Consider the following 14,470-nt stretch of genomic DNA (forward strand, 5'->3'; position numbering starts at 1 on the left):
AGCCCCAACGATTTCTCGTAAGGGCTTCATTCACTAGCGTATATTGGCTCCTCGACCTGGGCTCGAACCAGGGACCTACGGATTAACAGTCCGGCGCTCTACCAACTGAGCTATCGAGGAACAAGCCGCGAATTATAGGGGAGTTTTTTGGCTGTTCTGGCTGGGCACCGGCTAAATTTGCCGGGATGCGGCCGGTCAGGGCACTCGGTCATAATTTGCCGCTTACCAACACCGTGTCCTGCCATGCCCCGAACCACCCATCAACTTTTCGATCTCACCGGCCAGACGGCCCTGATCACGGGCGGTTCGCGCGGGCTGGGGCTGCAAATGGCGCACGCGCTGGGCGAGGCGGGCGGGCGCCTCATGCTGTGCGCGCGCAAGGCCGACGAGCTTGAGGCGGCTTGCGCCGACCTGCAGGACGCCGGCATCGATGCGCGCTGGGTGGCGGCCGATTGCGCGGTCGAGGCCGACCTGCAAAAGCTGGTGTCCGAGACCCTGCAGCGCATGGGTGATATTGACGTTTTGGTCAACAACGCCGGTGCCACCTGGGGCGCGCCGGCGCAAGATCACCCGGTGGCCGCCTGGGACAAGGTGATGGCGCTGAATGTGCGCGGCTACTTTTTGCTGAGCCAGATGGTGGGCAGGCAGAGCATGATCGGGCGCGGCGGGCGCATCATCAACGTGGCCTCGATCGCCGGGCTGGGCGGCAACCCGCCCGGCATGGGCACGCTGGCCTACAACACCAGCAAGGGCGCGGTCATCAACTTCACCCGTGCGCTGGCCTGCGAGTGGGGGCAGTACGGCATCAACGTCAATGCCATTTGCCCGGGGATCTTTCCCAGCAAGATGACAGCCGGCACCATTGACGCGCTGGGTGCCGACAATCTGGCAGCAGGTGCACCGCTGCAACGCTTGGGCGATGACGAAGATTTAAAAGGCGTCACGCTGCTGTTTGCCAGCGCGGCGGGCAAGCACATCACCGGCCAGTGGCTGGCGGTGGATGGTGGTGTGAGTGCAGTCATTGGAGCTTGAAACATGGACTTTGGTGTGGCGATTCCGTTTGTGGAGCATCTTGGTTTTGCGCTCATGCTGTTCGAGGACGGACGCTCCGAGCTGGTCTATGACCCGCTTCCTGAGCATCTGAACTCTTTTGCGGTGACGCACGGCGGCGCGCTCATGACGCTGCTCGATGTGACCATGGCGGTGGCCGCGCGCAGCGTGCAAAAGGACATGGGTGCCGTCACCATCGAGATGAAAACCAGCTTTATGCAGCCCGCGCGCGGCCCACTCACAGCGCGCGGGCACCTGATGCACCGAACCGCCACCATGGCGTTCACCGAAGGCACGGTGTTCGACGCGCAGGGCAAAGCCTGTGCTCACGCCACCGGCACCTTCAAGTTCGTGCGCCGCCTGGCCACCGGCCCCAAGAGCGTGAATGCGCTGCAAACCATTGCCACAGACTGATTTTTTACCTGGAGGCACCATGCCAAACCTGATCCTGCACCACTACCCGATGTCGCCGTTTTCGGAAAAAGTCCGCGCGGTGCTGGGTTTTAAAAACCTCGCCTGGCAGTCGGTGCTCATTCCTGCCGTGATGCCCAAGCCCGACCTGCTGGCGCTCACCGGCGGTTATCGCAAAACGCCGGTGCTGCAAATCGGTGCCGACATTTACTGCGACACGGCGCTGATTTGCGAAGTGCTGGAGCACTTTCAACACGGCCCGACGCTTTACCCCGAAGGCAGCAAAGGCCTGGCCCGCATCCTGGCGCAGTGGGCCGACAGCACGCTGTTTTGGGCGGCCATGGGCTACAACATGCAAAAACCAGGCATGGCCGAACTTTTTGCCGGGGTGCCGGCGGAGGCGGTCAAGGCCTTTGCCGCCGACCGCTCGGCCATGGCGCAGGGCATGAACCGGCCGCGCCCGCTGGACGCTACCAGCGCTTACAAGTCTTATTTGCGGCGCCTGGCCGACATGCTCGACTGGCATGACTTCTTGCTGGGTGATGCGCCCACCATTGCCGACTTTGCCGCCTACCATCCGCTCTGGTTCACCCGCACCCAGGTGCCCGCCATGGCCGGGATTTTGCAGGCCACGCCACAGGTGTTGCCGTGGCTGGACAGGATGGCGGCTTTGGGTCATGGTCAGATGAGCCGTTTGAGCGCGGCTGATGCCATTGCGGTTTGCGCGGGAGCGGGTGCTGCGTGGCGCCAGACGGATGACCATTTTCAGGACGACCACGGTATTGTGCTGGGCAGCCGGGTCAGCATCAGCGCCGAGAGTTTTGGCGCCGAGCCCACGGTGGGCGAGCTGGTGGCCGCCACCCGCACGCGCTACACGCTGCGCCGCGTTGACCCGAGCGCGGGTGTGGTGCGGGTGCACTTTCCGCGCGTTGGCTACGCGCTCAAGCAGGAGCTGACAGCATGACGTTCAAACTCTGGTCGGTGGGCTCATCCAGGTCGAAGTCGCGCAAACCGCGCACCCCGGTGTGGCGCCTGATGTCGTTCGAGGATTTGCGCGTGGGCGAGTTGTACGAGGTGTTGCGCCTGCGCAGCGAGGTGTTCGTGGTGGAGCAGCAGTGCATCTACCAGGACATCGACGGCGCCGACCGCCAGGCCATGCACCTGCTGGGCGTGCAGGACCAGGAATTGAAGGCCTATGCGCGCTGCTTTGCGGCAGGCGTCAAGTTCCCGGAGGCCAGCATTGGTCGGGTGCTGACGCGCCAAAGCGCCCGCGGCACCGGCTTGGGGCATGTGTTGATGGAGCAGGCGGTGGCCGCCATCAGCCAGGTCTGGGGGCCGCAGGCCATTCGCATTGGCGCGCAGGCGCATCTGGCCGGGTTTTATGCCCAGCATGGCTTTGCGGATGCGGGCAAGCCCTACCTGGAGGACGGCATCCAGCACCTTGAAATGCTGCGCCCGGCGTGACGACCGATACCCTGTGACACAAAACATAATCGCGCAAATCGCGCAAGAAATCAGGGTGCAGGAGCGCCAGGTGGCGGCCGCTGTCGAACTGCTCGACGGTGGCGCCACCGTGCCCTTTATTGCCCGCTACCGCAAGGAAGCCACCGGCGGCCTGGACGACATCCAACTGCGCGAGCTCGAAGCCCGTCTGGGCTACCTGCGCGAGCTGCGCGACCGGCTGCAAACGATCATCAAGGCGATTGACGAGCAGGGCAAGCTGACACCCGCGCTGCTGGCCGCGCTGCACGCCGCAAGCACCAAGCAGGAGCTCGAAGACCTGTATCTGCCGTTCAAACTCAAGCGCCGAACCAAGGGCCAGCTGGCGCGTGAAGCCGGGCTGGAGCCACTGGCCGACGCGCTGTTTGCCAACCCGGCGCTGGTGCCAGCCGACGAGGCGCTGGCCTACGTGATCCCGCTGCGCCCGGTGGTCGAGGGCGAAGACAAACAGCCCGATTTTTCCACCGTGCCAGCGGTGCTGGATGGTGTGCGCGACCTGTTGAGTGAACGCTGGGCCGAAACCCCGGCGCTGGTGCAAGACCTGCGCGAATGGCTGTGGGCCGAGGGGCTGCTGCAAAGCAAGTTGATGGCTGGCAAGGACGAGAATCATGCCGATGTGGCCAAGTTCCGCGACTATTTTGACTACGACGAGCCCATCAACCGCGTGCCCTCGCACCGGGCGCTGGCCGTGTTTCGCGGCCGCAGCCTGGACATCCTCGATGCCAAGCTCATTGTTCCTGAACCCTTGCCTGTCATTGCGGGCGTGACCCGCAATCCAGTGCCCGCCGTCTCGCTGGCAGAAGCGCGTATTGCCCTCAAACTCGGCTGGCGCCACCAAGCGCGCGCGGCGGACGATCTGATCCGCAAATGCGTGGCCTGGACCTGGCGCGTCAAGCTGAGCCTGTCCACCGAGCGCGACCTGTTTGCCCGCCTGCGCGAGGAGGCCGAACGCGTGGCCATCAAGGTGTTTGCCGACAACCTGCGCGACCTGTTGCTGGCCGCGCCCGCCGGACCGCGTGTGGTGCTGGGCCTTGACCCCGGCATTCGCACCGGGGTCAAGGTGGCGGTGGTCGATGCCACGGGCAAGCTGGTCGATACCAGTACCGTGTACCCGCACGAGCCGCGCAAGGACTGGGACGGCGCGCTGCACACGCTTGTCCAGCTGTGCGAAAAACACGGCGTGAATCTGATCGCCATTGGCAACGGCACCGCCAGCCGCGAGACCGACAAATTGGCCGCCGACCTGATCAAGCTCATGACCAAGTCATCCGAGCGGTTGATGGAAAAAGTGGTGGTCAGCGAAGCCGGCGCCTCGGTGTACTCCGCCAGTGAATTTGCCAGTCAGGAAATGCCCGATGTCGATGTCAGCCTGCGCGGCGCCGCCAGCATTGCCCGGCGACTGCAAGACCCGCTGGCCGAGCTCGTCAAGATCGACCCCAAGAGCATTGGCGTGGGCCAGTACCAGCATGACGTGAACCAGAGTGAGCTGGCAAAGACGCTCGATGCGGTGGTGGAAGACTGCGTGAACTCGGTCGGTGTCGATCTCAACATGGCCAGCGTGCCGCTGCTCAGCCGCGTGTCGGGCCTGAGTGCCAGCGTGGCCAAGGCCGTGGTGCGCTGGCGCGAGGTCAACGGCGCCTTTGCCAGCCGCCAGCAGTTGCTCAAGGTGACCGGCCTGGGACCCAAGGCGTTCGAGCAAAGCGCGGGTTTCTTGCGTATTCGCGGCGGGGCCAACCCGCTCGACATGACCGGCGTGCACCCCGAAACCTATCCGGTGGTGGAGCAAATCATCGCCAAAACAGGCAAGCCGGTGACCGAGCTGATGGGCCGCGCCGAGATGCTTAAAACGCTGCGTCCCGAGCTGTTTGCCAATGACAAATTCGGTGTCATCACGGTCAAAGACATTCTGGGCGAGCTGGAAAAACCGGGCCGCGACCCGCGCCCCGACTTCAAGGTGGCCCGGTTCAACGACGGCGTGGAAGACATTCGCGACCTGAAAGAAGGCATGGTGCTGGAGGGCACGGTGAGCAATGTGGCCGCTTTTGGTGCCTTCATCGACCTGGGCGTGCACCAGGACGGGCTGGTGCATGTGAGCCAGCTCAGCCACAAGTTTGTCACCGATGCGCGTGAGGTCGTCAAGACCGGTGACATTGTCAAGGTGCAGGTAGTCGAGGTGGACGTGGCGCGCAAGCGCATCGGCCTCACGATGAAGCTTGGCGCAGCCCCGGCGCGCAGCGGCAGCGCCGGTGACAACCGCTTTCAGGGCGCCCGCCCGCAGGCACGCGCGCATGCGCCACAATCCAACGCCATGTCTTCTGCATTTGCCAAACTCAAAGGCCTGGGGAGTTAGCCGCCATGACACCGGCTGACCTGCTGGCCCACGCACCGCCGCTGCCCAGCAGCCCGCGGGTGCTTGCGCTGTTGTTGACCGAACTCAAGCAACTGCAACCTGATTTGCGCCGCATCGACCAGTTCATCAAGGCCGATCCGGCGCTGAGCCTGCGCGTGCTGCAGGCTGCCAATGCGCCCGCTTTCGGACTGGACGGACAGGTCAACAGCATAGCGCAGGCGCTGGCGCTGTTGCGCCTGGAGCAGGTGCAAGACATGGTCAACCAGGCCCTTGCGCAGGCTTCTTTCAAGGGCGATGCGGGTTTGCCATTGATGCAGTTCTGGGTCTACAGCCAGGACTGCGCACGGGTGGCGCGCGCCCTGGCGGGGCTGTTGCAGCAAAACCAGCAGGCCGCTTATGTGGCCGGACTGATCCATGCGCTGGGTGAACTGGTCATGCGATCGAACCTGCCGCAGGCGTTGGCACTGGATGAAAGTTGTCTGCCCCTGGACCTGAGGCGCGCCCGCACCGAGCGCCAACGGCTCGGGTTTTGTTGCACCGAGCTCAGCTCGGCCATGGCCAGCCAGGCCCACTTGCCGCAAATTTTGTGCGATGCGCTGGCCTACGCCCATGCGCCCTTCGACAACGATGCCTATGAGCCTTTGGCGGCGGTGCTGCACCTGGCCCAGTGGCGCGCCCGCGCCAACCAGTTGGGCTTGCAGGACAACGCACTGACGGTCACTTTTCCGTCGCTGGTGGCTGAAATGCTGGGACTCGACATCGACATGGTGTTGCAGCAAGACCCCATCGACTGGTCGCGCCAGGTGACGGGGACTGTGCTGGCGGCTCCCCAAACATGACCCGACGTGATGCGGGCGCTTGACATTTATGCCGGCCCGCATCCTTCAACGGCGGTTTCACGCTTTGCCGCAACCCGTGGCTTGACGCCTGCGCTGCTGGGGGTGCTGCTGGGCAGCGCCTTGCAGTTGCAGCAAGCGGTGTTGATGCCTGCCGGTGATGACCTGCTTGGCATTGGCCTGGGCCTGCTGCTTCTGGTTTTCGGCTTGCGCGTGGGCTGGCCCGCGCTGCGCTGGGTTCTGCTGGGTGCGGCGTTTACCGCGCTGGCTTTTGCCACGACCGGCTGGCGCGCCCAGGCGTTTGGCAGCCAGGCACTTGATCCCGCGCTGGAGGGGCGCGACATGGCCGTGACTGGCGTGGTGGCTGCCATGCCGCAGCACTTCGAAGGCGGCGTGCGCTTTCTGCTCGATCTGGAGAGCGCCAGCTTGGACGGGCAGCCGCTGCGCTTGCCGCCCCGGCTGGAACTGGGCTGGTATGCCGGCGTTTTTGCCCGTGGCGATGGCCCGGGGGAATCCCTGGGCGAACTGCAACGCCTGCCCGCACCGCTGCAGGCGGGTGAGCGCTGGCAGATGACGGTGCGCCTGAAGGCACCGCACGGTGCCATCAACCCGCATGGCTTCGACTTCGAATTGTGGCAGTGGGTGCAGGGCGTGCAGGCCACCGGCTACGTCCGCGCCGGCCCGCATGACCCGGCGCCCCGCTGGCTGGCGTTTACCTGGCGGCACCCGGTGCAATGGGCGCGCGGCCAGGTGCGCGACCAGATTGTGCTTCGCCTGGCTGACTCGGAATCTGCCGGCCTGATCGCCGCGCTGGTGGTGGGCGACCAGGCGGCCATCGACCGCGCCGACTGGGATGTGTTCAGGGCCACCGGAGTGGCGCACCTGATGAGTATTTCAGGCCTGCACATCACCATGTTCGGTTGGGCCGCGGCGCTGGCGCTGGGCTGGTTGTGGCGGCGCTCGGCCTGGCTCTGCCTGCGCCTGCCTGCGCCCAGCGCGGCCCTGCTCGGCGGCATGGCGCTGGCCACCGCCTACGCCCTGTTCAGCGGCTGGGGCGTGCCCGCGCAGCGCACCATCCTGATGCTGGCCACCGTTGGCGCCTTGCGCTTGGCTGGCGTGCGCTGGCCCTGGCCGCAGGTCTGGCTGCTGGCCTGCGCGGTGGTGGTGGCGGTGGATCCGTGGGCGCTGTTGCAGGCCGGCTTCTGGCTGAGCTTTGTGGCGGTGGGCGTGCTGTTTGCCACCGATGCCGGTGTTGCGCGCGCCGGCAGTTCGGGCGTGAAAAGCCGATTCCGGACCCTGATGCGCGAGCAGTGGATGATCACGCTGGCGCTCACGCCCCTGAGTTTGTTGCTGTTCGGCCAGGTTTCTTTGGTGGGTCTGCTGGCCAACGCGCTGGCCATTCCATGGGTCACGCTGCTGGTGACGCCGCTGGCCATGCTGGGTGTGCTGCTGCACCCGCTGTGGGATATGGCCGCCTGGGCCATGACGCTGCTGGCGCAACTGCTGCGCGGGCTGGCGCAGTGGCCCTGGGCCAGCATGAGCCTGGCGCAGGCGCCGTGGTGGGCCGGTGCGGCGGGCGTGTTGGGTGGCTTGTTGCTGGCGCTGCGCCTGCCCTGGCCGCTGCGCCTCGGCGGCGTGCCACTGCTGCTGCCGTTGCTCTTGTGGCAGGCGGCGCCCATCCCGGCGGGCGAGTTCGAGGTGCTGGCGGCGGACATTGGCCAGGGGAATGCGGTGCTGGTGCGCACCGCCCACCATGCCCTGCTGTATGACGCCGGCCCGCAGTACAGCCGCGAAAGCGACGCCGGGCACCGGGTGCTGGTGCCGTTGTTGCGCGCGCTGGGCGTTCGGCTCGACACCCTGGTGCTAAGCCACCGCGACAGCGACCACACCGGCGGTGCCATCGCCGTGCTGAAAATGCAGCCGCAAGCCAGTTTGCTGAGTTCGATGGAAGTTGACCACGCGCTGCAGGCCCTGCGACCTGCCACCCGCTGCGTGGCCGGCCAGCGCTGGCAGTGGGACGGGGTGGAGTTCGAGGTGCTGCACCCGCTGGCCTCTGACTACGGCGATGTGCGCAAGACCAACGCCATGAGTTGCGCCCTGCGCATTGCCAACGACAGGCAGGCGGCGCTGCTGGCAGGCGACATCGAGCAGGCGCAAGAGGCGCAATTGCTGGCGCGCAGCCAGGACAGGGCCGCCGGCTCAGACCATCCGGCAGGAAGTTTGCAGGCCGATGTGCTGCTGGTGCCGCACCACGGCAGCAAAACCTCCAGCAGCGCAGCCTTTCTGGACGCCGTGCAACCGCGCCTGGCGCTGGTGCAGGCGGGCTACAGGAATCGCTTTGGTCACCCCGCAGGCCCTGTTTTGGTGCGGTACGATGAGCGCAGGATCAGGGTGATCGATACGCCTCATTGTGGTGCAGCAAGCTGGCAGTCCTGGCACCCGGATGGGGTGCAGTGTGCCCGTGAGGTACAAAAACGCTATTGGCATCATGTGGTGCCATGAAGGCCGGCACCGTCATTGCGAGGAGCGAAGCGAGGTGGCAATCCAGGAAGTCATGGATTGCCGCGCTTCGCTCGCAATGACGGGGTCAGGTTTCGCAATGGCGTGTCTTCCATCGCTTTGGCCTAAACTTTGCTAAGTCCAGTGCAGGAGTAAAAAATGATGCAGAAATTCGACGAGATGTACACCAAGCTGCCCTATGAGTTTTTTACCCATGGGGCACAGATTCGGGACCATTACAAAATATACGACGAATGGCTGGCACGCCAACCTGGCAACATGATGGCCAAACGGCGGGAAGAGGCCGAAATGATCTTTCGTCGCGTCGGCATTACCTTTGCGGTCTATGGCGACAAGGATGCCGAGGGCGCGGGCACCGAGCGCCTGATTCCGTTCGACCTGATTCCCCGCATCATTCCGGCGCATGAATGGCGCAGCATGGAGCGCGGCCTGGAGCAGCGCGTCACAGCCCTGAACCGCTTTCTGCACGACATCTACCACGACCAGGAAATTCTCAAGGCGGGCTTGATCCCGCGCGAGCAGATCGAGCAGAACGCCCAGTTCCGCCCGCAAATGATGGGTGTGGATTTGCCCAACAGCGTCTATTCGCAAATCTCGGGCATCGACATCGTGCGCGCGCCTGACGCCAAGGGCAACGGCGAGTACTACGTGCTTGAAGACAACCTGCGCGTGCCCAGCGGCGTGAGCTACATGCTGGAAGACCGCAAGATGATGATGCGGTTGTTCCCCGACCTGTTCAGCATGCACCGTGTGGCGCCCATTGCCCACTACCCCGACCTGCTGCTGGAGACCCTGCGTGAAAGCAGCCCGCCCACCACGGCCGAGCCCACCGTGGTGGTGCTCACGCCCGGCATGTACAACAGCGCCTACTTCGAGCACGCCTTTCTGGCGCAGCAAATGGGCATTGAATTGGTCGAAGGTCAGGATTTGTTCGTCAAGGACAACTTTTGCTACATGCGCACCACCCGCGGCCCGCAGCGCGTCGATGTGATTTACCGCCGCGTCGATGACGACTTCCTTGACCCCAAGGTGTTCCTCCCAACGTCCACCCTGGGCTGTGCCGGGCTGCTGGACGTGTACAAGGCCGGTCACATCAACATCTGCAACGGTGTCGGCACGGGCGTGGCAGACGACAAGTCGATCTACCCCTATGTGCCCAAAATGATCGAGTTTTACCTCGGTGAAAAACCCATCTTGAACAACGTGCCGACCTACATGTGCCGCAACAAGGACGAGTTGTCCTATGTGATGGCCAACATGAAAGACCTGGTGGTCAAGGAAGTGCACGGCGCCGGTGGCTACGGCATGCTGGTCGGCCCGGCGGCCACCAAGGCCGAGGTCGAAGACTTCAAGAAGGCCGTGCTGGCCAACCCGGGCGGCTATATCGCCCAGCCCACGCTGAGCCTGTCGAGCTGCCCGACCTTTGTCGAGAGCGGCATTGCGCCGCGCCACATCGACTTGCGGCCCTATGTGTTGATGGGAAAGACGGTGCAAATGGTGCCGGGCGGCCTCACCCGCGTGGCGCTCAAGGAGGGTTCGCTGGTGGTCAACTCGTCGCAGGGTGGCGGCACCAAGGACACCTGGATTCTGGAAGACGATGCCTCGCCTGTGCAGGCGGCGCAGTCGCAGTCGCAGACGCAGGCAGAAGCCCCAGCGAAATAGTCACCGGAGAATCAACATGCTTTCACGAACCGCCGACCACCTTTTCTGGATGAACCGTTACACCGAACGCGCCGAGAACACCGCAAGGCTGCTCGATGTCAACTACCAGACCTCGCTGTTGCCGCAGTCCGCCGCAGCAGCCCAGGCGGGCTGGCAGGGTTTGCTGTCGATCAGCGAACTGCTGCCCGCCTACAAGAAAAAACACGACAAAATCATTGCCCGCGAGGTGATGGACTTCATGGTCAAGGACGAAAGCAACCCGTCCTCGATTGTGTCGTGCCTGAGCGCCGCGCGGGAAAACGCCCGCGCTGTGCGCGGCACGCTGACCACCGAGGTGTGGGAAACCCAGAACCAGACCTGGCTCGAAGTCAAGCGCATGATCAAGCAGGGCGACTTCGAGGCCGACCCGTCGCAGTTCTTCGAATGGGTCAAGTTCCGCTCGCACCTGTCGCGCGGCGTCACGGTGGGCACCATGCTGATGGACGAGGCGCTTTATTTCATGCGCCTGGGCACCTTTCTGGAGCGGGCCGACAACACCGCGCGCCTGGTCGATGTGAAGTTTCACGCCGTTGACAACGACTTTTACGGCACCGCCAACGGCAAGGACCAGGAGTACGACTTCTACCACTGGAGCGCCATTCTGCGCAGCGTCAGCGGTTTCGAGGTGTATCGCAAAGTTTATCGCGACGTGATCCGGCCCGAGCGGGTGGCCGAGTTGCTGATCCTGCGCCCTGACATGCCGCGCTCGTTGCACGCCAGCCTGAACGAGGTGGTGGGCAATTTGCGCATGGTGGCCAATGACCAGTCCAGTGAAACCCAGCGCCGCGCCGGCAAACTGCGCGCCGAGCTGCAATATGGCCGCATCGACGAAATCCTGGCCACCGGCCTGCACGCCTACCTGACCCAGTTCCTCGATCGCATCAACGATCTGGGCGCCAACATCAGTCGCGATTTTCTGGTGCCGGTGCCGGTGTGACGGCCTGGGCCGCCATGGCCTGCGCCACCGCCTGCCCCAGTTCGATCACGGCCATGGCGTAGTAGCTGCTCCAGTTGTAGCGGGTGATGGCGTAAAAGTTGTCGGTGCCCGCCACATAAACGGGCGGCGCGTCGCCCATTTGCAGCTCGATCAGCGCCAGCTTGCCGGTGTGTGCCAGGGCCGCACCGCTCAACACGGCGCCTTTCGCCTGGAAGCTGTCCACGCTGAAGGTGGGCAGGATGTCGGGGGCCATGAGCGCGTCCATGTCGAGCTTTTGCGCATCGAACGCCACCGGGAAATGGGTGGCCAGACCGGGCTGCCAGCCGAAGGCCTTGAAATAGTTGGCCACTGAACCGATTGCATCCGCCGGGCTGTCAAACAGGTTGACGGCGCCATCACCGTCGAAGTCGATCGCGTATTGGTGCCAGCTCGACGGCATGAACTGGGGCCAGCCCATGGCGCCGGCGTAGCTGCCCTTGATGCTGAGCGGGTCAAGCCCGCTGCGTTGTGTCCAGCTTAAAAACTGTTCCAGCTCGCCTTTGAAATAAGCGCTGCGCTCGGGCGCGCGCGGGTGGCTGGCCGGGAAATCGAAGCTCAGCGTGGCGAGCGCATCCAGCACCCGGTAATTGCCCGTCTGCTGGCCGTAAATGGTCTCCACACCGAGGATGCCGACGATGATTTCTGCGGGCACACCGGTCGCCTGCTCGGCGCGCTTGAGCGTGTCGCCATGGGTTTGCCAGAAGGCGACGCCGGCTTTGATGCGCAGCGGCTCGACAAAGCGGCTACGGTAGAGCTGCCAGTTTTTTGCCACACCCACGGCCGGCGGGGTCACGGCTTTGGCAATGGCGGCCACATAACGGGCCTGGCTGATGGTTTGGCGCACCCAGACCGGGTCCAGGTCGCGGCGCATGGCCATGTCATCAGCCACTTGCAGGGCGTCGAGGCGCTGGGCATAGCTGGGGCCGGGGATAACGCTGGCGCTGGCGGTGGTCTTGCCCTTTTTCCTGACGTGTTTGCCCGCCGAGGCGCTGACGGCCAGCGTGGCGGCCGCGACAAAAACAAGCACGGCCAGCAGCGTGCGCTGTCGCCAGTGTGGGGAAGGAGAAAAGGGTTTCACTTGGGTGATGGCAGGTGATTGAGTTCGCTGTGCAGTGTAGCGAGCTGCTGTTTGAAACTGCCAGTGCGGCCAGCACCAGCCGGCGCATAACGCAGCGCCTCCAGTCTGATCAGCCAGTCGTGCCAGGCTTGCCGCGCAGGATCGGGCTGGCGCGCTGACCGTGTGGATCGCGCCGCATCGTCCAGCAGTTGCTGCGCCAACTGGCGCGGCGTGCTGTTGGCGGCGCTCGCCATGTCGGCTGCCTTTAGTTTGAGCAGCGCAAGGTGCAGCAGGCGCAGCCAGGGATCATGCTGGTGGCGCTCCCAGGCGCTCCAGGCGGCGCCGCCAAGACTGACCAGCACCACGATGACGCACAGCAGGTAAATCAGGTCTTGCCAGTTGGGTTCCTTGAAGCCGATGTTTTTGAGCAGGTCCAGTTGCCGGGACTGGCTGTAATTGAGCACCCACTGGTTCCAGCGGTTGTTGACGGCGTCCCAGGCAGCGCGCAAATTGAGCGCCAGCGCCGGGTTCACGTTGCCCAGGATCGCGTTGGCAATGGCGCCGCGCGGGGGCGTCAGGCGCTCCAGGGTGCCGGTGCGCGATGGTGCCACGGCCGAGGTCGGGTCCACGCGTTGCCAGCCCTGGCCTTGCAGCCAGACTTCGGTCCAGGCGTGGGCGTCGCTTTGGCGCACCGTCCAGAAATCATCGACGGTATTTTTTTCGCCGCCCTGATAGCCGGTGACGATGCGCGCGGGCACGTTCAAAGCCCGCATCAGGATGACGAAGCTGGAGGCGATGTGTTCGCAAAAACCCAGCTTGCGGTCAAACCAGAATTCGTCGGCGCTGTGCTGGCCGTACACGCCCGGCTCCAGCGTGTAGCGGTAACCGCCGCTGCGCAGGCGCTCCATGACCACGGCCACCCACTGCGCGTTGTCGGCGCGGGCGTAGCGCGGGTCGCGTTGCAGCTCGGCGGCCAGCTCCAACGTGCGCGGGTTATAGCCGTTGGGCAGCGCCAGGTATTCTTCCAGGCCGGGCGCTCGCTCGCTCGGCCCATGCCGGAAGCTGGGGTAGCTGACGGCGTTGTAGCGCAGCAACTCGGTCACCGGCTGGTCCAGTATCCATTGCAGTTCGCGCGTCATGCGGGCATTTTTGCCGGTCAGCGCGGGCGCCTGGGGCGTGGCATCGAGCACCAGCAGCCAGGGCAGTTGGTTGGGCTCCAGCGTGATTTGGTAACGGACTGGCTCACCCGCGACTTTCAGGTTGGCAGGCAGTCGCAGGCGGTTGGGCAAGTTTGAGGGCCGCGTTTGCCAGCTGCGGCCGTCGAAGTGGGACAGCACCGGGCCGCGAAAATACATCGCCGACTGCGCCGGCGCCGCGCCCTCGAAGCGCACCCGCATGGCCACGCTGCCGTCGAGCGCCAGGCTGGCAATGTTGCCCACCGTCATGTTGGCGGACAAGCCGCTGCGCCCGTTCATGGCATCGCTTGGCAAACCCCACAGCGGCGCCACTCTGGGAAAGAGCACGAACAGCAGCACCATGATGGGCGCACCCAGCAGCGCCATGCCGCCGGCCAGCCGCGCCGCCTGCCACAGCGGCGGTTTGCCCACCGGCATGTGGGCGTTGACCAAGGCGGTGAGCAGGCCCAGCAAGCCCAGCAGCATGGCTGCGGCGGTGAGCAGCGACTGCGAATAGAAAAAATTGGTGAGCATCAAAAAGAAGCCCAAAAAAAACACCACGAAGGCATCGCGACGGGCGCGCAGCTCCAGCGTTTTGAGCGCCAGCAGCACCACCACCAGCGTCACGCCGGCATCGCGCCCCAGAATGGTCTTGAAGCTGATCAGCGTGGCCACCAGGCTCAAGGCCAGCAAACCCAGCAGCCACCACCGGGACGGCAGCGGCTGGCTGCGCCAGGCCAGCACACCCCGCCAGACGATGACCGCCGCACTCAGCAGGCTGCACCACAGCGGCACTTCCAGGCTCAGCGGCGCCAGCACCCAGGCGATGACTGCAAGCACGAACAGGGTGTCGCGGGTGTCGCGCGGCAGGTGGCTCAAAGTGGGCAGCTTCAT

General features: G+C 64.6%; 11 protein-coding genes and 1 tRNA gene. 9 read left to right on the plus strand and 3 right to left on the minus strand.

Going from position 1 to position 14,470, the window contains the following annotated elements; all coding sequences use genetic code 11:
- Positions 1-44 precede the first annotated feature (44 nt).
- Positions 45-120, minus strand: a tRNA-Asn gene (locus PHF15_RS10620).
- 123 nt (positions 121-243) lie between these two features.
- Here PHF15_RS10620 and PHF15_RS10625 point away from each other — a divergent pair.
- The 9 genes from PHF15_RS10625 to PHF15_RS10665 all read left to right on the plus strand — a co-directional run bounded on the left by PHF15_RS10625 (position 244) and on the right by PHF15_RS10665 (position 11,305).
- Complete coding sequence (locus tag PHF15_RS10625) at positions 244-1,032, plus strand: SDR family oxidoreductase (RefSeq protein WP_300120998.1); 789 nt, start codon at positions 244-246, stop codon at positions 1,030-1,032.
- 3 nt (positions 1,033-1,035) lie between these two features.
- The gene (locus PHF15_RS10630; protein WP_300121000.1) at positions 1,036-1,464 is read left to right on the plus strand and encodes a PaaI family thioesterase; all 429 of its coding nucleotides are present in this window, start codon (positions 1,036-1,038) and stop codon (positions 1,462-1,464) included.
- A 19-nt stretch (positions 1,465-1,483) separates the two neighbouring features.
- Positions 1,484-2,425, plus strand: a complete 942-nt coding sequence (locus tag PHF15_RS10635; protein ID WP_300121002.1) for a glutathione S-transferase family protein — start codon at positions 1,484-1,486, stop codon at positions 2,423-2,425.
- 71 nt (positions 2,426-2,496) lie between these two features.
- The gene (locus PHF15_RS10640) at positions 2,497-2,925 is read left to right on the plus strand and encodes a GNAT family N-acetyltransferase (RefSeq protein WP_300121178.1); all 429 of its coding nucleotides are present in this window, start codon (positions 2,497-2,499) and stop codon (positions 2,923-2,925) included.
- Positions 2,926-2,938: 13 nt separating this feature from the next.
- Positions 2,939-5,311 (plus strand): Tex family protein, encoded by a 2,373-nt coding sequence (locus PHF15_RS10645; RefSeq protein WP_300121004.1) that lies wholly within the window; start codon positions 2,939-2,941, stop codon positions 5,309-5,311.
- A gap of 5 nt (positions 5,312-5,316) precedes the next feature.
- The gene (locus PHF15_RS10650; RefSeq protein ID WP_300121006.1) at positions 5,317-6,150 is read left to right on the plus strand and encodes an HDOD domain-containing protein; all 834 of its coding nucleotides are present in this window, start codon (positions 5,317-5,319) and stop codon (positions 6,148-6,150) included.
- 9 nt (positions 6,151-6,159) lie between these two features.
- Complete coding sequence (locus PHF15_RS10655; protein ID WP_300121008.1) at positions 6,160-8,649, plus strand: DNA internalization-related competence protein ComEC/Rec2; 2,490 nt, start codon at positions 6,160-6,162, stop codon at positions 8,647-8,649.
- Between the two features lie 159 nt (positions 8,650-8,808).
- A complete protein-coding gene (locus tag PHF15_RS10660) occupies positions 8,809-10,329 on the plus strand; it encodes a circularly permuted type 2 ATP-grasp protein (RefSeq protein ID WP_300121180.1) in 1,521 nt (506 codons plus the stop codon).
- Between the two features lie 16 nt (positions 10,330-10,345).
- On the plus strand, positions 10,346-11,305 hold the full coding sequence (locus tag PHF15_RS10665; protein ID WP_300121010.1) for an alpha-E domain-containing protein: 960 nt from the start codon (positions 10,346-10,348) through the stop codon (positions 11,303-11,305).
- On the opposite strand, the gene mltB is transcribed toward PHF15_RS10665, so the two are convergent.
- Both mltB and PHF15_RS10675 read right to left on the minus strand, forming a co-directional pair.
- Positions 11,271-12,275 (minus strand): lytic murein transglycosylase B, encoded by a 1,005-nt coding sequence (gene mltB / locus PHF15_RS10670; protein ID WP_300121182.1) that lies wholly within the window; start codon positions 12,273-12,275, stop codon positions 11,271-11,273. The two genes, PHF15_RS10665 and mltB, sit on opposite strands and share 35 nt — an antisense overlap.
- Before the next feature lie 143 nt (positions 12,276-12,418).
- Positions 12,419-14,470: a DUF3488 and transglutaminase-like domain-containing protein gene (locus tag PHF15_RS10675; protein WP_300121012.1), complete on the minus strand. Its 2,052-nt coding sequence runs from the start codon at positions 14,468-14,470 to the stop codon at positions 12,419-12,421.

Source organism: Rhodoferax sp., from assembly GCF_028689295.1.
GTDB lineage: Bacteria > Pseudomonadota > Gammaproteobacteria > Burkholderiales > Burkholderiaceae_C > Rhodoferax.

Bases quoted from the DNA above. Each gene is read 5' to 3' on its own strand.
- PHF15_RS10625 (WP_300120998.1), top strand. From the start codon at position 244: ATGCCCCGAACCACCCATCAACTTTTCGATCTCACCGGCCAGACGGCC.
- PHF15_RS10630 (WP_300121000.1), top strand. From the start codon at position 1,036: ATGGACTTTGGTGTGGCGATTCCGTTTGTGGAGCATCTTGGTTTTGCG.
- PHF15_RS10635 (WP_300121002.1), top strand. From the start codon at position 1,484: ATGCCAAACCTGATCCTGCACCACTACCCGATGTCGCCGTTTTCGGAA.
- PHF15_RS10640 (WP_300121178.1), top strand. From the start codon at position 2,497: ATGTCGTTCGAGGATTTGCGCGTGGGCGAGTTGTACGAGGTGTTGCGC.
- PHF15_RS10650 (WP_300121006.1), top strand. From the start codon at position 5,317: ATGACACCGGCTGACCTGCTGGCCCACGCACCGCCGCTGCCCAGCAGC.
- PHF15_RS10655 (WP_300121008.1), top strand. From the start codon at position 6,160: ATGCGGGCGCTTGACATTTATGCCGGCCCGCATCCTTCAACGGCGGTT.
- PHF15_RS10660 (WP_300121180.1), top strand. From the start codon at position 8,809: ATGCAGAAATTCGACGAGATGTACACCAAGCTGCCCTATGAGTTTTTT.
- PHF15_RS10665 (WP_300121010.1), top strand. From the start codon at position 10,346: ATGCTTTCACGAACCGCCGACCACCTTTTCTGGATGAACCGTTACACC.
- PHF15_RS10675 (WP_300121012.1), bottom strand. From the start codon at position 14,470: ATGAAGCTGCCCACTTTGAGCCACCTGCCGCGCGACACCCGCGACACC.